Source organism: Alcaligenes sp. SORT26 (genome assembly GCF_017377875.1).
In the GTDB taxonomy this organism is placed as follows: domain Bacteria; phylum Pseudomonadota; class Gammaproteobacteria; order Burkholderiales; family Burkholderiaceae_B; genus Alcaligenes; species Alcaligenes parafaecalis.
In genome coordinates this window covers 2988031-3007189 of record NZ_CP070975.1, presented here as the reverse complement: position 1 = coordinate 3007189, position 19159 = coordinate 2988031, and the positions used below count along the sequence as shown (strand labels likewise).

Annotated in this window: 18 protein-coding genes; 6 read left to right on the top strand and 12 right to left on the bottom strand. The window is 57.9% G+C overall.

Features of this window, described 5'->3' with window-relative positions; all coding sequences use genetic code 11:
- The first annotated feature begins 51 nt into the window (after window positions 1-51).
- Window positions 52-933 (top strand): LysR family transcriptional regulator, encoded by an 882-nt coding sequence (locus JYG33_RS13755; RefSeq protein WP_207872740.1) that lies wholly within the window; start codon window positions 52-54, stop codon window positions 931-933.
- Window positions 934-961: 28 nt separating this feature from the next.
- Here the strand turns inward: JYG33_RS13755 and JYG33_RS13750 are convergent, their stop codons facing one another.
- Entirely contained in the window at window positions 962-1888 is a 927-nt protein-coding gene (locus JYG33_RS13750; protein ID WP_207872739.1) for a DMT family transporter, read from the bottom strand.
- 205 nt (window positions 1889-2093) lie between these two features.
- Here JYG33_RS13750 and JYG33_RS13745 point away from each other — a divergent pair, with 205 nt between their 5' ends.
- The 3 genes from JYG33_RS13745 to JYG33_RS13735 are packed head-to-tail and all read left to right on the top strand — an operon-like array spanning window position 2094 to window position 4612.
- On the top strand, window positions 2094-2822 hold the full coding sequence (locus tag JYG33_RS13745; protein WP_207872738.1) for a GntR family transcriptional regulator: 729 nt from the start codon (window positions 2094-2096) through the stop codon (window positions 2820-2822).
- A gap of 48 nt (window positions 2823-2870) precedes the next feature.
- Window positions 2871-3839 carry a tripartite tricarboxylate transporter substrate binding protein gene (locus tag JYG33_RS13740; protein WP_207872737.1) on the top strand — a complete coding sequence of 323 codons (969 nt, stop codon included), beginning with the start codon at window positions 2871-2873 and terminating at the stop codon, window positions 3837-3839.
- A gap of 17 nt (window positions 3840-3856) precedes the next feature.
- On the top strand, window positions 3857-4612 hold the full coding sequence (locus tag JYG33_RS13735) for an arylmalonate decarboxylase (protein ID WP_207872736.1): 756 nt from the start codon (window positions 3857-3859) through the stop codon (window positions 4610-4612).
- 52 nt (window positions 4613-4664) lie between these two features.
- Here JYG33_RS13735 and JYG33_RS13730 read toward each other — a convergent pair whose 3' ends face one another.
- The 11 genes from JYG33_RS13730 to argE all read right to left on the bottom strand — a co-directional run bounded on the left by JYG33_RS13730 (window position 4665) and on the right by argE (window position 16399).
- Entirely contained in the window at window positions 4665-5495 is an 831-nt protein-coding gene (locus tag JYG33_RS13730) for an enoyl-CoA hydratase/isomerase family protein (RefSeq protein WP_207872735.1), read from the bottom strand.
- A gap of 27 nt (window positions 5496-5522) precedes the next feature.
- Window positions 5523-6290, bottom strand: a complete 768-nt coding sequence (locus JYG33_RS13725) for a GntR family transcriptional regulator (RefSeq protein WP_207872734.1) — start codon at window positions 6288-6290, stop codon at window positions 5523-5525.
- A gap of 12 nt (window positions 6291-6302) precedes the next feature.
- A complete protein-coding gene (locus JYG33_RS13720) occupies window positions 6303-7103 on the bottom strand; it encodes an alpha/beta hydrolase (protein ID WP_207872733.1) in 801 nt (266 codons plus the stop codon).
- Window positions 7104-7105: 2 nt separating this feature from the next.
- Window positions 7106-7477, bottom strand: a complete 372-nt coding sequence (locus tag JYG33_RS13715; protein WP_207872732.1) for a hypothetical protein — start codon at window positions 7475-7477, stop codon at window positions 7106-7108.
- Window positions 7477-8994 carry a class I adenylate-forming enzyme family protein gene (locus JYG33_RS13710; RefSeq protein ID WP_207872731.1) on the bottom strand — a complete coding sequence of 506 codons (1518 nt, stop codon included), beginning with the start codon at window positions 8992-8994 and terminating at the stop codon, window positions 7477-7479. The genes JYG33_RS13715 and JYG33_RS13710 overlap by 1 nt, the downstream gene beginning before the upstream one ends.
- Window positions 8987-10594 carry an ATP-binding cassette domain-containing protein gene (locus JYG33_RS13705; protein WP_207872730.1) on the bottom strand — a complete coding sequence of 536 codons (1608 nt, stop codon included), beginning with the start codon at window positions 10592-10594 and terminating at the stop codon, window positions 8987-8989. Before JYG33_RS13705 ends, JYG33_RS13710 begins: the two co-directional genes overlap by 8 nt.
- Window positions 10591-11571 (bottom strand): branched-chain amino acid ABC transporter permease, encoded by a 981-nt coding sequence (locus JYG33_RS13700; RefSeq protein ID WP_207872729.1) that lies wholly within the window; start codon window positions 11569-11571, stop codon window positions 10591-10593. The genes JYG33_RS13705 and JYG33_RS13700 overlap by 4 nt, the downstream gene beginning before the upstream one ends.
- Entirely contained in the window at window positions 11568-12413 is an 846-nt protein-coding gene (locus JYG33_RS13695) for a branched-chain amino acid ABC transporter permease (RefSeq protein ID WP_229841432.1), read from the bottom strand. Before JYG33_RS13695 ends, JYG33_RS13700 begins: the two co-directional genes overlap by 4 nt.
- A gap of 79 nt (window positions 12414-12492) precedes the next feature.
- Window positions 12493-13650 (bottom strand): ABC transporter substrate-binding protein, encoded by a 1158-nt coding sequence (locus JYG33_RS13690; protein ID WP_207872728.1) that lies wholly within the window; start codon window positions 13648-13650, stop codon window positions 12493-12495.
- A 327-nt stretch (window positions 13651-13977) separates the two neighbouring features.
- On the bottom strand, window positions 13978-15171 hold the full coding sequence (locus JYG33_RS13685) for a pyridoxal phosphate-dependent aminotransferase (protein WP_207872727.1): 1194 nt from the start codon (window positions 15169-15171) through the stop codon (window positions 13978-13980).
- Window positions 15172-15229: 58 nt separating this feature from the next.
- On the bottom strand, window positions 15230-16399 hold the full coding sequence (gene argE / locus JYG33_RS13680; RefSeq protein ID WP_207872726.1) for an acetylornithine deacetylase: 1170 nt from the start codon (window positions 16397-16399) through the stop codon (window positions 15230-15232).
- 257 nt (window positions 16400-16656) lie between these two features.
- Between argE and JYG33_RS13675 the strand changes: the two genes are divergently transcribed.
- Both JYG33_RS13675 and JYG33_RS13670 read left to right on the top strand, forming a co-directional pair.
- Window positions 16657-18015 (top strand): MFS transporter, encoded by a 1359-nt coding sequence (locus JYG33_RS13675; protein WP_207872725.1) that lies wholly within the window; start codon window positions 16657-16659, stop codon window positions 18013-18015.
- Window positions 18012-19109 (top strand): porin, encoded by a 1098-nt coding sequence (locus JYG33_RS13670; RefSeq protein ID WP_207872724.1) that lies wholly within the window; start codon window positions 18012-18014, stop codon window positions 19107-19109. The genes JYG33_RS13675 and JYG33_RS13670 overlap by 4 nt, the downstream gene beginning before the upstream one ends.
- The last annotated feature ends 50 nt before the right edge of the window (window positions 19110-19159 follow it).

The following is a 19159-nucleotide window of genomic DNA, read 5'->3' as shown; positions in this document are numbered from 1 at the left end:
ACACCCTACCTCAACCCTTCGCCCACTGTGACCCTATCATGAGTTTTAATCATGCTTGAGACTGTCCCTCTTGTTCCCCTGCGCGTGTTTGTCGCGGTGGGCCGACAAGGCAATTTCACTCGCGCTGCCCAAAGCCTGGGAATCACCCAAAGCGCGGTCAGCCGCCACATCGCCACCTTGGAAAAAACAACCAAGCAAGCCTTGTTCATTCGACGCGGCCCTTATATTGAACTGACGGCAGCAGGCCTGCAGTTGTATGACACGGTCAAAGATGCAATGGCCACCCTGGAGATGGCCATTCAGCAAATCACCCACCATCAGGATCAGCACGAACGGCTGCGAGTACGCACCTCCATGCCCAGCTTTTCAATGACAGTGCTGGTGCCCATGCTTGGTCAGTTCACCGCCCAGCACAATAGGCAGATTGATCTGATCACCAACCTGTCCCCACCACGCCCCAATGAAGAATTTGATGTGCTGATCAGCCGTGACCTAAGCCTGCCTGATAGCGAAAGCTGGGAGCTCACACATGAAGAGCTGGTCTGCGTGGCAGCACCGACCTTGATCCAACAGCACAGCGGGCAGGCTTGGGAGCATTGGCCTATGGTGACCGCACGTTCAAGGCCAGACGTCTTGGGCTTATGGGCACTTGATCAGAATATCGAGCCTTCGCGCCTGCTGATGAGCGCTACCTACGATCACCTGTTTTTCGCGATTGCCGGCGCGATTGCCGGATCAGGATTTCTTGTTGTGCCACGTTTACTCGTCATGGACCATCTGCGCGATGGCGTCCTGCGAGAAGTTGGCTCAGGCCAAGTGACTACTGGCGCGACCTACATGGCCTACGTCAACACGCAGTCACCACAGCAAAACCAGGCGCGCCAATTTTGCCGCTGGTTGAAAAGCAGCTTGCGGCAACGCAATGCCCCTTAAGCCTATCCATGTCGGATCACTAATTCGGTCAAACTCTACGACGTCGTAGCTGACTTAACCAGCTATACGCGCTGACCAGCGTAATACCCATCAGCACCAGCAAGGCTCCGGCCACAAAGCGCGGTTCGATGGCTTCACCCAGCAGAAACGCACCGAACAGAACACCAAACAAGGGCGTTGCAAAGGAGAACACGCCCAGACGCGAGGCCTGATAGTTACGCAGCAACCAGAACCAGACCAGAAAGCTCAAGAAGGCCACCACCACGGACTGGAACACCAGACTGGCCCCCAGCAACCCCGACCAATGCACCTCGGTTTGCCCACTCGCCATTGCTGCCACCATCAAGATCACAAAAGCGCTGAACAGTTGGTACAGCAAAGCCTCGGAAGGCGGTACGGCAGACAGACGCGTGCTACGAATCAGCACCGTCGTGAAACCCCACAAGGCCCCGGCGGCCAACGCCATCAGATCGCCCAACAACATGCGGCCCAAATCTGCCCCTTCCAGACTGGCCGGGCCTAAAAAGGTAATGGCGATACCAATCACCGCCAGACCAATCCCCACCCATTGCAAACGAGCCAGCCGTTCGGACGGCAGCAAGATATGCAGGCCCAAGGCCGCAAAGACCGGCGCGGTGTACAGAAATACCACTACGTGGGCGGCGGAGGTAAAGCGCAGGCTCTCGCCCAGCAGCAGATACTCCAGCGCAAACAGCAAACCTGCCATCAGCCCCGGCTTCCAGGCCCCCGGTGAAAAAGCCAGCGTACGCGTACGTACCAGAACCAGCAGCGCCACCAGCACACAGGCCACGCCGGAACGCAAACCAATCTGAAAGATCGGTGCCATATCCTGTGCCGTGGCCTTCAGCAAAATTTGCTGAAAGCTCCAGATCAGGCACAGAACCAGCATGGCACTGCTGGCCAGGCCGTCCAGGGGTTTACGTTCTTCGCTCATGGTTTTTTTATCCGAAAAATAGCGTGCTTCGCCCCTGGGGCCGAACCGGTGGAGGGGGTCGAAAAATTGATTATCCGTGAAATCGACCCGAATCAAAACGGGGCAAAACTTTCTTTACCCTCGGATAAGCCTTAATTGATATATCAAAAAGCCCTACCTAGAATCATTTAAGCCTAAAAAATAGCAACAGGCTTCGGAGACAGACATGACGCTAAGCAATACCGACCGGGTACGAATCGAACTGGAGCACCGCATTGCCAGCGGTGATCTGCCGCCTGGCAGCGCCATTGACGAAGCCTTGCTGTGTACTTTTTTCCGGGTATCGCGCACTCCGGTCCGCGAAGCCTTGCTGCAACTGGCGGCCACCGGGCAAGTGCGCATTGCCCCGCGTGCCGGGATTTTTGTCACCCAGCACACGATTGAAGAACTGGAAGAAATGCTGGAAACCCTGGCCTTGCTGGAAGGAGCCTGCACCCAACTGGCCGCCTACCGCATCAGCAATGCCCAGATTCGCGAGCTGGAGCGTTTGCAAAAGCGTGGGGCCAAAGCCTTGCAAAGCCAAAGCCTGACTGACTACGCCACCTACAACGCCGAATTACACGCCCTGATTCACAGCATTGCAGGCAATACCTTCATGGTGCAGCAAATTGAACACCTGCGCCGTTTGACCAACCCTTACCGCCATCGCCATCTGGATCAGGAAAACCGCATGGAGCAGTCCTGGCATGAACATCAGGCACTGACCCAGGCACTGGCCCAACGCGACGGCCCCAGCGCCATGCAGGCCGCTGCCAGCCATGTGCTGTCCGGTGCAGAATCCCTGCGCCGTGTCGCCCAAGCCCATCCCGAGAAATGGGAGTTCGACAAGCGCGAGCGCTATAGCTGGCTGAACGCCCAGCTCAACCCTTTAGCCGGGTTTTATATGCGGCACTGAATCAATAAAAAGCTAAAAAACTACCACTCATACCGAGGAGACTTTCTCATGTTTGCAAGCCGTTTCACACGGCGTGCGCTGGCTGCGCTCGCCCTGACATTAACCCCTCTGGCTGCCGTACACGCAGCTGAACCTATTCGTCTGGTCGTGGGTTTTGCCCCCGGCGGCGGGGTCGATACCCTGGCCCGCGTCACCGCCCAGGCCCTGAGCAAAGAGCTGGACCGCACCGTGATTGTGGAAAACAAGTCCGGCGCAGGCGGCACCATTTCGGCAGACTATGTCTCCAAGTCCCAGGCCGACGGCAACACACTGCTGTTTGCCGATACCTCCCTGCTGGTCGCCCCTTATATCTACCCAGCCCTGCGCTATGACTTGCAGCGCGACTTCGCTCCCATCGGCATGGTGGGCCAGTCCGATCTGGCCTTGGCCGTTCCTGGCGACAGCCCGATTAAAACCGTGGCTGAACTGATCGAAGCCATTCGCAAGGCTCCCCCTCAAACCGAAACCTTTGCCTCGGTGGGCGTAGGCTCGGTGCACCATCTGGGTGGCGAGCTGTTTGCCTTGCAGACCAAAACCGAACTGGTTCACGTTCCCTATCGCGGTGGTGCGCCAGCCAGCCAGGCCTTGGCTGCCGGTGAAGTCTCCATGTCTTTCGCCAGCCTGGCCTCCTCGATTGGTTTGGCCAACTCCGGTCGCATCCGCTTGCTGGCTACCTTGTCCGAACGCCGCTTCCCCGGCATGCCCGACCTGCCCAGCGTATCGGAAACACTGCCCGGCTATAGCGTGACACCGTCGCTGTTCATGCTGGCCCCACAAAACGTGGACCCGGCCTTGATTGCCACCGTCAGCAAGGCGCTGGAAAACAGCATGCAGCAAAAGCAAGTACAGGACGCCTTCCTGGCTCAAGGCTCGGTAGCAGGCTATCAGGATGCCCAGGCCACTGAAAAATGGCTGGGTGAAGAAACAGAACGCTGGGCCAACGTCATCAAGACCGCCCAACTCGACTTTAAACAATGAAATAAGCAGCGACTTTTATGACGACTGACAACTCTGGCGCTCAGCGCCCCGTACTGGGCCTGATCGTCCCACCCGCCGCCGGTCTGGTGCCTCCTGAAGGCCCGGAAATGTACCCGGAAATTGACTTCATCGCCCAAGGACTCGCCTTGAGTTCAGTGGACAAGGAAGGCTATGACCAGGTCATCGACCAGGTGGTGGAAGCCGCCCAAAAACTGGCTGCCCGTGGTGCGCAGGCCGTGTCCCTGATGGGCACATCGCTGAGCTTTTACCGGGGCTCGGACTTTAACGAAGAGCTGGTGGCGCGTCTGCGCGAATCCACTGGCCTGCCGTGCTCCACCATGAGCCATGCCATTTTGCGCGGCCTGCGTGTCAGTGGCATTGAACGTGTGGCGGTCGCCTCTTCCTATATTGATGACGTGAACCAGCGACTGGTCCACTTCCTGAGCCAGAACCAGATTCAGGCCGTCTGCGCATATGGTTTGGGCGTCAATGACGTCACGGCCATGTCCAAGATCAGCACGCAAGAGCTGGTCGATCTGTGCCTGAAAACCTGGGACATCGCTCAAGAGCAGGCTCCCGGTCAGGCACAAGGTTTGCTGCTGTCTTGCGGTGGCCTGGTGTCGCTGGAAGCTGTGCGTCAGGTCGAGGACAAATTGGGCGTCACCGTCGTGTCCAGTTCCCCCGCCGGTTTCTGGGATCTGGTGGCAACCGCTGGGCTGGATTTATTTCCACGGGAGATGGGGCGTTTGGCACAAGAGCGCCAAACAGCCTGATCGAAAGCCGTTTTACCTAGGCGCTGCCCGGCGACAAAAAAAAGCCCCCACGCTACGCCTTCGGCTTGCTGCCCCCCGAGGGGGAGTTTTTTGCCTTGGGGCGGCCCGGCGACAAAAAGCCTGCACGCGCCTGGGCTCCCTCTACGCTGTCACGACACACCAGCGCCTGATCGGCGTCCATATAAATGCCCAGACGGTTCATGGCATTGGCTACCTGATTAACCGACTCCTTGGTCATGCGAATAATCGCCGCAGGCGACTCCGAAGCACGGGCGGCCAAAGACTGCGCGACTGCCACGGCCTGACCGGGTTCGCAGACTTCATCCAGCAAGCCCCAATCCAGTGCCTGTTCAGCACCAAAGCGTTCGGCCAGCAAGATGGCACGTTTGGTACGAGCGGCACCCAGCATGTTCACCATGCGCGGAATCGCCCCCCAGCCCATGTTCAGGCCGACTTTGGCTTCGGGCAGATACAGGAAGGATGTCTGCGAGGCCACACGCCAGTCACAAGCCAGTGCCAACGCCACCGAGCCACCAACAGCCGCGCCTTCAATCGCGGCAATGGTCAATTGCGGCAGCTCTTCCCACAAGCGACACAGACGCGCACCGCGCTGGGCCACGTCGCGGCGCTCCAGCAAACCGGCCTGTTCGTCGTTCCACTTTTGCGGGTCTTTCAGATCAATCCCGGCCGAGAAAATATCCTTGGCACCGGTCAGCACCACGGTGTGAATCTCCAGCGACAAGGCCAGATCCTGCGCCACCTGCGTCAGGGCCAGCAAGGTGTCCTGATCAATAGCATTACGGTTGACGCCGCGATCAAAGCGCACCAGCGCATGGTCGCCCGTCACCTTGACCGTCACACTGCGGCCATATTTGCGTTTCATGAATGTCTCCCCAAAGGTTCGGAAAAATCAGCTCTGCGAGCGGTGGCTCCCATCACTGCGCGACAGGCGCGTAACGTAGCGGAATTCATAAGGTGGGTAAAAGCTGACCGCCACTTCCATGACCTTGCCCGCCAGATTGCGGAAGGTACGGATAATCAGCAAAGCAGGATCGGAGTCCTCGTAACCCAGAAAGCGGGCGACATGCGGCGGAAAACGCGAGGCAGAAATTTCCATTTCGATGGTCTCCACCACTTCGCCGCAATGCTCTTCCAGCAGCGGATAGACACCGCCGGGCTGAGTCGAAATCAACTCCGCCACCGCCTGGTATTCCTTGCGCAGATAAATATCTGTCCAGGAAATGCCGCGCTTGCTGCCCGGCACACTGCGGTAGGTTTCCACCTTCACCCAATCATCAGGCTCACCGTCCAGTGCCGTTTCAGGCGGCTGCTTGTCCACACGGGCCGCCTTCTTGTGCACGTGCAGATCGGTGAACTCCAGATAGCGTTGCAACTGGTCCGTGGTATCCAGCGCCAGACCAAACTGCGGTTTGGGATGCTGGCGAATGACGGTCGTACCGGCACGCCGACGCCGCTCGATCAAGCCCAGATCGGTCAGCTTGCGTATGGCTTCACGCGCCGTATGCCGACCGACCCCGTACATCTCGCACAGCTCCATCTCGGTGGGCAGCTTGGAACCGACGGGGTAATGGCCCGAACGGATCAGCTCCAACAAGCGATCGCTCATGTTCTGATACAGGGTTGGCTTGGCGCTGGACTGGGATTCGTTGTTTGCCATACGGTTTTCAGCTTAAAGAGACAGGCGGCGCATTGCTGCCAGGGTGTCGCGGGTGAACTGCTCAGGACATTCACTTTGGGGAAAATGCCCGATGCCCGGCCATTCTATATATTCCACCGGAACTTTGCCCTCTCGCAGCAAGCGTTCGACCTCTCTGGCGGACTCTGGCGGCACAGACCAGTCCTCGCCACCCTCCACAATCACCACCGGGCAACGGATGTCCTCAAGAATCTGTTCCATGCGAAAGCCGCCAAACGCGCAGATATCCGCAAAAGCCACCGCCGGATTGCAACGTCGGGCATCGGTCACCACTTCCAGCGCACGGGCCGGGTCGGACAAGGTGCCCATCAAGGTACGGAAAGTTACTTCAAACCAGTCGCCCGGATTGATGCGCGCCATCTCCAGAATGCGCGGGTTATAGCCGGAGGACTTCACCACATTCACCGAAGCACCATCGACCAGCACCAGGCCACGAATACGCTCGGGTGCCATGGCAGCGGCCTGGGCGACAACGCCTCCGCCCATGGAATGGCCCATCAGGACCGGGTCCTTAATACTCGCTGCGTCCAGAAATTGCAGCAGATACTGGGCGTTTTGCGAGGTGACGGTATGAGGGCCGCCCACCGGCATGCCGCTCTTGCCGTGGCCGGGCAAATCCAGTGCATACACCGTGTAAAAGGGTGCAAAGTGGTCCAGCACATATTGCCAGGACAGGCTGTCCTGACTGGCGCCGTGCACCATCACCAAGGCCGGACCAGAACCGGCCAGATCGTAATAAGCGCGGATACCGTCCGCAGTTGTCACATAAGGCATGATCAGACCTCCAGCTCGCCCGTCAGACGGGTCAGGGCGTACAACAACATCCAGTTCTGCACGCAAGCACGCAGATCGCCTCCCACCACCAAGCGATGCTGACGCACCAGGCGATTAAAAGGAAAACCCTGGGCCAGATCCGCAAAGGCGGCACTATCGCCTTCCAGCCAGAACGGCACCTCGCGCGGGCCGGGACCGGCCTGCACACCCTGCTCGGACACGGCCAGCCAGATATGCTCGCCTGTTTCGGTATTGCGCAGGGCCACACACACATCGGCCAGCACACTGTGCTGCCGTACAAAATCGTCCGCGCTGGCACGTCGTGCCCAGGCAGTCAGCACAGCAGGATCAAACAGAGATAAAGAAGTCAGCATCAGACATACCTTTGTCGAAGAAGGAACTTCTGCACTTTGCCCGAAGAGGACTGGGGCAGGGAATCCACAATAAAGATTCGTTTAGGTACTTTAAAGCCAGACAGTTTTTGGCGGCAAAACTCGCGCAACGATTCCACATCCGGCTCGCGGCCATTGGCGGGCACAATCGCGGCGACCAACTCTTCGCCCCAATATTCGTGGGGCAGGCCAAAGGCAGCGGCCTCGCGCACATCGGTATGGCTGGCCAGACAGTTTTCCACCTCCAGCGCGGCCACGTTTTCCCCGCCGGTCTTGATCATGTCTTTGCTGCGGCCCATGAAATAGGCAAAGCCTTCATCGTCCACACGAATCAAATCGCCCGTGTGCAGCCACCCCTCTACATCCAGCACCTGGGCGGTCAGCTCAGGCTGACGCCAATAGCCTTTGAATACGGTCGGGCCACGCACCTGCATTTCGCCCGGCCCGCGCTGATCGGGCATCACCTTGCCATCCGCATCCACCAAGCGGTACTGCACATGGCGCCACAGATAACCGATAGAGCCGGGATGCTCCAGGATCTCTTGGGTATAGCGATTCTTGATGGTGGTGACACAGCTTTCTGTCATGCCAAAGCCCCAGCTAAATTCAGCATTGGGGAACACCGTGCGAATCAAATCCTGACGCCACTGGCCCAAGGGCGCAGCCGCCGTTTGCACAAACTGGGCACCGGGCAGGGACAGCTCTTTAAACTCAGGATGATCCGTCAAACCCACCCACATGGCCGACAACAAAAATACGTGCGTGGGCTGATACAGACGCAACGCGTCCATTACCGCATCGGCCTCGAAACGCGGCACTACATGCAAGCTGCCACCGGCATACAGGATGGGGCCATTCACCACCCCAAAACCACCAATATGGAACAGCGGCGTCGCCAGCAAGGAGCGGCTATTGGCATCAATACCCAGCTCCATGATGTAGTTCACGGCATTGGCCGACAAATTGCCGTGCGTCAGCATGGCACCCTTTGGGGCCGAGGTCGTGCCCGAGGTGTACATGATGATGGCCACGTCCTCATCGCCCACACGGCCAAAGCGATGCTGCACCGGATCATCCGCCCTATGGTCTGGCAAGGATTCGGGCAAGTGTTCCAGCCACTGCACAGCGCTGTTCAAGCCGCCTTCAGACTCAATCTGCTCGCGCAACGGGCGGTAGGCCGGGTCAACAATACACACCGTGGGCTGGGCATCGTTCAGCAAGTAGCGCAGCTCGGCCGCACCGTAACGGGTATTGACCGGCACCAGAGAAAAACCGCCCACGGCCGTTGCATGCAGCAAGGCCAGATAGTCGATGGAGTTGGGCGTCATGATGGCTACCCGATCCCCTGGCTTCACGCCCAAGCCCTTCAAATAGGCCGACAAGGCACGCGTACGCGCACAAAACTGGCCAAAGGACAGCGCCTGCCGCTCGTCCGAGACCGCGACCTTGTCGGGGTAGCGCTCGGCATTAAACATGGCGACCTGGTAAATATTAGGCATGATGCGAAGCCTCTGCGGCGTGGCCCAGATAGGCCGCCGCAATCTGTGGGTTATTCATGATGTCTTTGCTGTCGCCCGCCAGGCTCAAGCGCCCGGTTTCCAGCACAACGGCATGGTTGGACAGCTTCAAGGCCAGACGAGCGTTTTGCTCCACCAGCACAATCGTGGTGCCATCCTGGCTGATCTGGCGAATTGCGCGGGCCACTTCCAACGTGACCGCCGGGGCCAGACCCAAAGAGGGTTCATCCAGCAAAAGCAGACGAGGGCGAGACATCAAGGCACGGCCAATCGCGCACATTTGCTGTTCGCCACCCGAGAGGTGACGACCCTGGCTTTGCTCACGTTCCAGCAGGCGCGGGAAATAGGCGTAAATACGTTCCAGATCCACCGTGATATCGGCCTGATCGCGGCGCAGATACGCGCCCATCAAGAGGTTCTCGCGCACGGTCAGTTCCGGGAACAGACGGCGTCCTTCTGGCGATAAAGCAATGCCCAGATTCACCCGTCGTTCAGCACTCAAATTCTGGATAGGCTGGCCTTCCATCAGGATTTCGCCACCAACAACCGGCACCAGCCCACTGATGGCTTTCATCAAGGTGGATTTGCCTGCGCCGTTGGCACCGATCACGGCGCACACGCTGGCTTCTTCCACCGCAAAGCTGACCTTGTCCAAAGCCCGTACCGCGCCATAGGACACGCTCAAATCCTTGATTTCCAGCATGGGAGCAGGCTTGCTGGCCTTGGATGCTCCCTGACCAGCGGTAGAGACCGAGGCCGGGCGTCCCATGCCATTTTGCGATGCGCGAGCATCCACAGGCGGTTCCAGCCCCGGCTCCTTGTCCAGATCTGCACCCAGATAAGCTTCAATCACCCGCGGGTCCTGGCGCACTTGGGCCGTCGGGCCCTCGGCCAGCAAACGACCATTAACCAGCACCACCAGCTTCTGGCACAAGCGCATCACCAGGCCCATATCGTGCTCGACCACCACCACATCAATGCCACTGGCATGAATGCGTTCAATCAGGTCAGCCATCGCCACGGTTTCCACCGGATTCAAACCGGCAGCGGGCTCATCCATTAAAAGCAGGCGGGGCATGGCGGTTAAGGCCATTCCCACACCCAAAATCTTCTGTAAACCGTAGGCCAGCGAATCGGCCTGCTCATCGGCTACAGACTCCAGGCCAATCAAGGCCAAAGCTTGTTCTGCCTGTCGCGCCGCTTCCTCGCGACCACGGCGTACACCCCAGGGGTTGAACAGCGACCAGGGCGAGGGAAACTGGCGGAACAGGGCGGCACGGTACAGGTTTTCAAATACCGTGTGGCCCGCAAATACATGCGTCATCTGAAAGGTACGCACCAAACCCTGGCGAGCCAACTGGGCAGAGGGCCGACCTGTAATGGCAGTGCCATCCATGGTGACAGCACCCGCGCTGGGCTTGGTCGTACCGGCAATCAGATTGAACAGCGTAGTTTTACCGGCACCGTTGGGGCCAATCACACCCGTAATCTGACCCGGTGCCGTGCTGAAGGACACCTCGTCCACCGCACGGATACCACCGAAATGTCGGCTCAAGCCTTGGACATTCAATTGCACGCTCATGCTGCCTCCTTGCGCGCGCCGCGCCACTTACGCCACAGCCCAGCCAAACCTTGCGGCATGAACAAGAGCAACAGAATCAAAGTCAGGCCGTAGATCAGGCGCTGGTACTGCTGCAGATCGCGCAGCAACTCAGGCAGAGGGATCAAAATAGCGGCTCCCACCACGGCACCGGCCAAGGCACCCACACCACCCAGCACATTCATGATGACGGCATTCACGGCAGTCCAGAAACCAAAGGAATCGGGCGAGATATAGCCCTGGTAATGGGCGTACAAGCTGCCTGTCCAACCGGCAATCAGGGCGCTGAGCACAAATACGCTGACCCGAAAACGCAGCACATTCAGCCCGCCCGAGCGCACCAGTTGTTCGTTCTGATGCAAAGAGTCCGCCACCATGCCCCATTCGCGGCGATACAAAGCCCGCAGCACGAAATACACCAGCAAGGCAAAGCTGACCGTCACCAGATAAACGCCGTAACGCCCCTCAGGAATCGGCAAACTGGCTTGCAAAGGCGGAATCTGACCAAAACCGTTATTGCCGCCAAACAGTTCGTGGAACTCGATAAAGCACAGCACCACGGCTTCGCCCAGGGCGAAGGTCAAGAGTGCGAAATGCACACCCTTGATACGCATAAAAATAGGACCGGTGATCACAGCTAATGCTGCCGTCAGTACCCCGGCGCCCAAAAACGCGGCTGGAAAGGACCAGCCATAATCTCGACTAAGAATGGCGGAGGCATACGCGCCCAGCCCAAACAAGGCGCCATGGGCCAGCGAAAGCTGTCCAATGCGCAAAACCAGATTCATGCTCATGGCCAGGCAGGCGTACAAGGACACCATGATGGCCAGATGCAGAAAGAAACGGGGTTGCCCAGCCCAGACAGGCCAGCCCAACAAGACCACGATCAGGACAAGGTGCCAGGCCCATTGCAAGGCACCGTCGCGTGGATAGAAAGCAGCAGTTTTGATCGCGCTCATGACGATTTCCCCATCAGGCCACTAGGCTTGACCAGCAACACGGCCATCACGATCAGGAAGGACAACATGGTGGCCACGGTCGCGTTATAGAAGGTGGACGCCACAGCCTCGGTGACACTCAGAATCAGGGCGGCAATGACCGCACCGGGCAAGCTGCCCAGACCACCCAGAACCACAATAATGAAAGCTTTAACCACAACGGCTTCGCCCATATAGGGGTGCACGGTGTAGACCGGAGCCATCAAGGCGCCGGACAAACCGGCCAGACCGCAGCTCAGCGCAAAGGTCAGGGCCATGATCTTCCAGGAGCTGACGCCTTGCAGACGTGCCACTTCCCGGTCCTGTGCCACAGCACGAATCGTCATGCCGACACGAGTACGTTCGATCAGGAAATAAAAACCTGCCAAGGCCAGCACACTCATGCCCACGATCAGCAATTGATCCTTGGCGAAAAAGGCTTGGCCGATCTGCCAGGCACCTTCCACCGGACGCCGCACCGATTGCTCATCCACTGAGAACAGCAGCGAAATCCCAGCCTGCAAGGTAATGGCCAATGCCAGGGACATGATCATGCCGCCCATCTCGTCGCCCACAAAGCGACGAAACAAGCCACGTTCAGCCAGTAAACCCAGGAATCCCACCAGCACGGCAGCGGCCGCGATAGAGGGCAGGTAGGGCCAGCCAAACTGACCATAAAACACATACATGGCGTAAGCGCCCAGCATGTAGAACTCGCCGTGAGCGAAGTTCACCACCCGCAAGATGCCGAACACCAGCGTAAAACCCAGGGCTACCAGGGCGTACACGAAAGTGGACATCAGGGCGATGATGGCGATTTGCATTGCGATCTGCATAATTGCTAACCGTATTAAGGTGCACTCCACCGCCGTGGCGGAGTGCGTACTGAAACAAAACCGGTAATTAGCGGGCGTCGAACTTGTTGATGACCTTGGCCTTGCCGTCCTCGATCACGCCCAGATAGGCCGGTGTCGCGATCTGGTGGTTGACGCCGTACACGTCCTTGCCACCCCAGACAATGGCGCCCTGAACACCGTCAAAGCTGCTGTTGGCTTCGATACGAGCACGAACAGCGTCGGTATCGTCCACCGTGCCAGCTTCCTGGATCGCCTTGAACAACAGATGCGTGGCGTCGTAGAAGTAGAAAACGAAGTCATCCATGCTGTTGCTGTGGATCTTGGCGTAGGCCTGGCTCAACTTCTGGTAAGGCTCGCTGGACGGATCGGCCGACAGATACACCAGGGTGCCCTGGGCATTTTCTGCACCGGCAGACTTCACCGTTTCCGCCACGTTATTGCCGCCAAACTTGGTGAACTGGCCTTTGAAGCCCATCTCACGTGCCTGACGAATCACAATACCGGCCGGGCCGGGTGGCACCGTATCCAGTTCAATGAAGTCCACGTTCTTGGCCAGAATGCTGGTCAGCAAGGTGCGGAAGTCATTTTGCGAGCGCTCGAAGAACTTGGTTTCAGCCACGTCGTAACCGGCGTCCTTGTAAGCGGCGGTCTGGATCTTTTGCGTGCTCCAGCCGGTGGCGTCGTTAGGCGACAGAATCGCCAGACGTTTCAGCTCGGGGCGTTCCTGCTTCAACCAGCCGATCAACTGGCGGTTGTATTCGTACTGAGTCGGCAGCACGCGGAACATATATTTTGTATTCGCATCCAGCACTTCGGTCGAATAGCTGTTGGACAGCATGATGACCTGGTTGCGCTCGGTAATCGGCTTCATAGCCATGACCGAGGCCGAGCCAATCGGCCCGATGATGTATTTCACTTCGTCCTGGTCGATCAGGCGATTGGTGGCGGTAACTGCATCCGCTGCCTTGTAGTGGTCGTCGTAGGTCAGCACTTCGACCTTGTACTTTTTGTCGCCCACGGGCAGGCCACCGGCCTGATTGATTTCATCCACGGCGATTTTCACGCCACCATCAATAGCCAGACCCCAGGGCGCACCTGGACCTGTCATGCCTCCCACTACACCCAGCTTGAGCGTTTCAGCCTGCGCGCCCAGCGCGGCCACCATCCCTGCTGCTGCCAGTACACCCCGAATCCCGTTTTTCATGGACCTGCTCCTATTAATTGACCGGACATAATTGTTGTTTGATACGAACAATATAATAAGGAGGCAATACTTGTCTACGGAAATATGGATTAATAATGACCTTATAACTCTGATCTACAGGGAGATTTATCGAAATTTAAGGGAAAACACCGAGAACCGCTGTCGGTTTATTTGTACGGACCTTAGCCTATATGTTTATATAAAAAAGTCATGGCCGGAGCCTGCATTTAGATTGCCGTGGACTGCGGCTTCCCGTAAACACCGGACATAAAGAAAGGCCGCTTTCCATGACAGAAAGCGGCCTTGTGATCATGACGATTCAGGCAATCAGGCGGCGGTTTGGCTGACCTGTGTTTCCAGTTGAGCAAAAAAGACCTGCAAGCGGTCCATAGCCTGCTCGATCTGCTCATAAGAGGCGGAACCAAAACACAGGCGCAAGAAGCCTTCACCCTGCGGACCATAGAAGCTGCCCGCCTCGACCACCACACGGGCTTTGTTCAGCAGCCGCTCGGCCAGTTCCTGTGAAGGCACGCCCGTAGCACGTACATCGGCAAAGGCATAAATCGTGCCTTCCACATTGGCGCAACTGACATTGGGCATGGCATTCAAGCGTTGCAGCATCATGCGGCGCTTGCTGTCATCTTCGGCAATCATCTCTCGCAGGGCGGCTTGCTGGCCCACCACAGCCTCCAGCGCGCCCGCCTGAATAAAGGTATTCACATGGGTGACATCGTTAGCAGTGATCTTCAACAAACCGGGCATCAACCAGGCGGGCGCGGCCAGATAACCAATACGCCAGCCGTCCATGGCGTAAGACTTGGTGAAGGCAAACATGGACACGCTGCGCTCTTGCATGCCGGGCAGGGAGGCAATGCTGATGTGCTCGGCACCGTCGTAGGTAATGTCCTCGTAAACCTCGTCCGACACCACGATCAGGTCATGCTTGATGGCCAATTGCGCCAGCGCTTCCAGCTCGCTGCGGCGATACACACGGCCCGTAGGATTGGCCGGATTCACCAGCACCACCATACGGGTTTGGGGAGTAATAGCGGCTTCGATGGCGGCCGGATCAATGGCAAAGTCCTGCTCGCGGTTCAAGGGCACCAGGACAGGCTTTGCCCCGGCCAACTCGATTTTGCCAATATGCTGCGGGTAGTGCGGCGAGAGCAGAATCACCTCGTCACCCTCGTCCAGAATGGCAAAAAAGGCGGCAAAGGAGGCATGCGTCAGCCCGTTGGTGACCAGCACATCATCCGGGCCTACATCCAGTTTGTTTTGCGTGCGCAGCTTGGCCGCCAAGGCTTCGCGCAAGGCAGGCACGCCGCGCAGATCGCTGTAATGCACATCGCCGCTCATCAAGGCATCGGCAGCCGCCTGCTTGATCGCCACGGGCGTATCCGCGTGCGGGCGGCCCACTTCCAGATGAATCAGATCCGAGGTGTCACCCTGCAAGCGCGCAGCCTGCTCGTACATGCCAAAAGATTTCAGGGAGGTGCCGGTAATGCGTTTTGCTAGCTTCATGAAAAATTGTTCCTTCAGAATAAGGCAGGCCCGTTCGCCTGCCGGAAAACATCCCGCCCTAAGCAGCCAAGGACTGGATCACTTTGCCCAAAAAGGACTCGCAGGCGGCCAACTGCTCCAGGCTGACGTACTCATCCGCCTTGTGCGCCACGGTGATGGAGCCTGGCCCACACACAATGCTGGGCACACCTGCTTCCTGGAAAAAGGACGCTTCCGTGCCATACGCCACGCGCTGTGCGGCCGATTCGCCCAACAGGGCCAACGCCATCTTTTTCAGTTCCTGGCTGTCCTCATCATCCAGGGCAGGAATGCTGCCCAGACACTCGAACTCAATCGCGGCATCGCCATGGCGTGCCTTCATGCGCGGCAAGACTTGCTCGAAGGCAAAGCGGCGCAAATTGCTGATGAAGCCGTCCGGGTCCACCCCCGGCAGGTAGCGATACTCAAAGGAGAACTCGCAATGGGCCGGGATGATATTCATGCCATTGCCACCCGAAATCGTGTTGGTGGAAATGGTGGAAAAGGGCACATCAAAACCTTCGATGCGCTTGCCACTATCGGCTTCCTGATCAGCCAGATGCTGAATGTGCGACACCAGATTGGCGGCGTACTCAATGGCATTCAAACCATGCGGTGTCAAAGAGGAATGGGCGGCGCAGCCTTTGACGCGGCAACGGTAAATGCGGCCACCCTTATGGGCTGCGACTACCCGCATGCTGGTGGGCTCGCCCACAATGCAACCACTGGGCTGAATGCCTGCTTTACGCATCTCTTCAATCAAGCCGGGAATGCCCAGACAGCCCACTTCTTCGTCGTAGCTCAAGGCCAGATGCACGGGCTCGCGCAAGGTCATGGCGCCCAGGGCTTGCGCCTGCGCCATGGCCACACCAATAAAACCCTTCATGTCACAAGCGCCACGGCCAAAAAGCCGTCCATCCCGAATCTGGGCCTGGAAAGGATCGCTGGACCATGCCTGTCCATCCACCGGCACTACGTCCGTATGGCCAGACAACACCACCCCTCCGGGTCCCTGCCCAAAAGTCGCCAGAAGATTGGCTTTGGACCGCGATTCGTTGTAATCAAAACGCACGTGGGCTCCGGCCGATTCAAGCCGGTTGGCGGCCCACTCAATCAATGCCAGATTGGAGTTCCTGCTGACCGTATCAAAGCCAATCAGGGACGAAACGTGCTCAATCACCTGGGCCGAGGGGGCCACCTGACTGCTCATATGCCTGCTCCTTATTGCTATTATTTAAAACTGAATTCAGTTTATAGAGCAGGTATATTGCTGTCAACGAGTCTAGGTGTTTGTACTAGAAATTGAGCTTTTCAATTTTATAAAATCATTTAAATTCAATTAACTAGTAATTCATAAAGTTGTTTTATACCTATAGCACTTATTGACCATCAAGTACGAAAATGAATATATTCTCAAAAAATGAGTTCAACTGAATTCACTTACTGCGATTACCAATAAGGACTACTATGAGACAACAATCGCGCCCCGCAGACCCGGCCCCCTCCAAGGCCGAGGATCTGCTGTTCGGCAAAATTCTCTGGCGGCTGATGCCCATCTTGTTCATCAGCTACATCGTTGCCTACATCGACCGTGTCAATGTGGGCTTTGCCAAGCTGCAAATGCTGGAAGATCTGAATTTTTCAGCCGAGGTCTATGGCCTGGGTTCGGGCATCTTCTTTGTGGGCTTTTTGTTGTTCGAGATCCCCAGCAACCTCTTGCTGTACCGCTTTGGTGCCCGCGCCTGGCTGACACGCATCATGGTCACCTGGGGCATCCTGTCCGTGCTGACCATGTTCGTCACCACTCCCACCCAGTTCTACATCGTCCGCTTCTTGCTGGGCGTGGCAGAAGCCGGCTTTCTGCCTGGCGTGGTGTATTACCTGGCGCAATGGTTTCCACCGCAGCGCCAAGGCCGTGTCATGGCGACATTGGTTACCGCAGCAGCCGCAGGCGGCATGATCGTAGGCCCACTGTCGGGCTGGATCATGGATGTATTCTCCGACTCGGCACACCTGCATAACTGGCAGTGGCTGTTCCTCTTGCAGGGCCTGCCCGCCGTCTTTGTTGCCGCCTTGCTGTGGGCCACCTTGCCCAACCGTCCTGAAGACGCCAAATGGCTCAGCCAGGAAGAAAAAACCTTGCTGCACACCCTGAATCAGGACGCGCAACGTGAACTGCCCCGCAAGGACAAAATCGCTGAAGTGCTGGGCAAACCCAATGTGTGGTGGCTGGCTTGTGTGCTGCTGTCCCTGAATCTGGGCATTTACGCAGTGATCTTCTGGACACCCACCATCATCCAGGAAGCGGGTATCAAGAACCTGACCCACATTGGCTATATCGCCGCCTTGCCGTATGCCGCCTCGGCCCTGGCCATGCTGATTCTGGGCCGCTCCTCCGACTACTTTGGCGAGCGACGCTGGCATCTGGCCATTGCCTGCGCAGGCGGCGCCATCGGCCTGCTGATGACGGCCTTGGCACCCCATCCCACCGTGCGCATTATTGGCGTCATCATCGCCACCGCCATGTTTATTGGCGGCACGCCATTGGTCTGGGCCTTGGGTGGTAACTTCATGAGTGGCCGCGCTGCCGCAACCGGCTATGCGCTGATCAATGCGGTTGCTGCATTAGGCGGCTTGTTTGGCCCCTACGCCATGGGACTGGCTCAAGAGATGAGCGGCAACACCAGCAGCGCCGTGCTGACGATTGCCGGTCTGGCCGTGCTGGGTGGTTTGTGCGTCTTTGCACTGCCATCGCCCCGCCAACAAAACGCGCTGGATCAAGCCGCTAAATTGAACGCCGTGCCCAGCAAAGGCGGTGCCCAATGATGCGTCCCCACCTGAAACTGGCTTTAGCTGGCTACCTTGGGCTGACTACCCTGATCGCCAGCGCTAGCGCCACCGCGCAAACCAGCAACAATGTCACCCTGTACGGGATTCTGGACGCAGGCCTGACCTGGATCAGCAATGCCAACGGCCCCTCCAAAACCACGCTGGATACCGGTGTGATGCAGGGCAACCGCCTGGGCCTGCGTGGCTCCGAGTCCCTGGGCAATGGCTTGACCGCCATCTTCCAATTGGAAAACGGTTTTTCCATGGCAACAGGCGAAATGGGCCAGGGCGGGGCGCTATGGGGTCGACAAGCCTGGCTGGGCCTGAAGTCCGACTACGCGGGCAGCCTGAAACTGGGCCGTCAGTACGACTTCTTCACCGATACCCTGCAGGCCTTTTACACCCCCACCTGGTCCGCAGGCGGCTACTCCAACAGCCCCTTGGATAACGACCGGATGAGCGGCCAACGGGTCAATCAATCCGTTAAATACGTGACGCCTTCCTTTGGTGGTGTAGAGCTGGGTGCCATGTATGGCTTCCCCGAACGTCGTGAGGGCCAGGCCCAAACCGGACGCACCATCAGCTTTACGGCCAACTATAAAAACGGCAACTTTTCGACAGGCGCGGCCTACACCGAAGTGAAAGAAGCCAGTCTGGATATCAGCCCTTTGACAGGCGGTGGCGCACCCAATCGGGTCGGTGGCCGTTACCTGCGCGACTGGGGCATAGGGGCGAACTATGCCTTCGATAAAGTCACCGTCTACGGCGTGTTTTCACAGGCTCTGTATGTCGCCCCCGATGGCCAGCAAAAGAACCATACCTTCCGCAACTACCAACTGGGCTTCGCCTGGCGCGCAGCGCCCAATCTGGTATTGGGACCGGGCTATGGGCTGACCACGCTGGGCTCGAACAAATACCATCAGCTAAACCTGACGGCAGACTATTTCCTGTCCAAGCGCACGGATATCTATACCCAGGCGATTATCCAGCACGCACAAGGCGAGGGCGCAACCGCCAACGTAATCAGCATGCCCAGCTCCACAGGCCGCAATCAGACCTTGTTAAGGGTGGGGATACGGACCAAGTTCTAGATATAAACCAGGCGCAAGCAGGACACCTGCAGAGCACAGGCCGGGCTCAT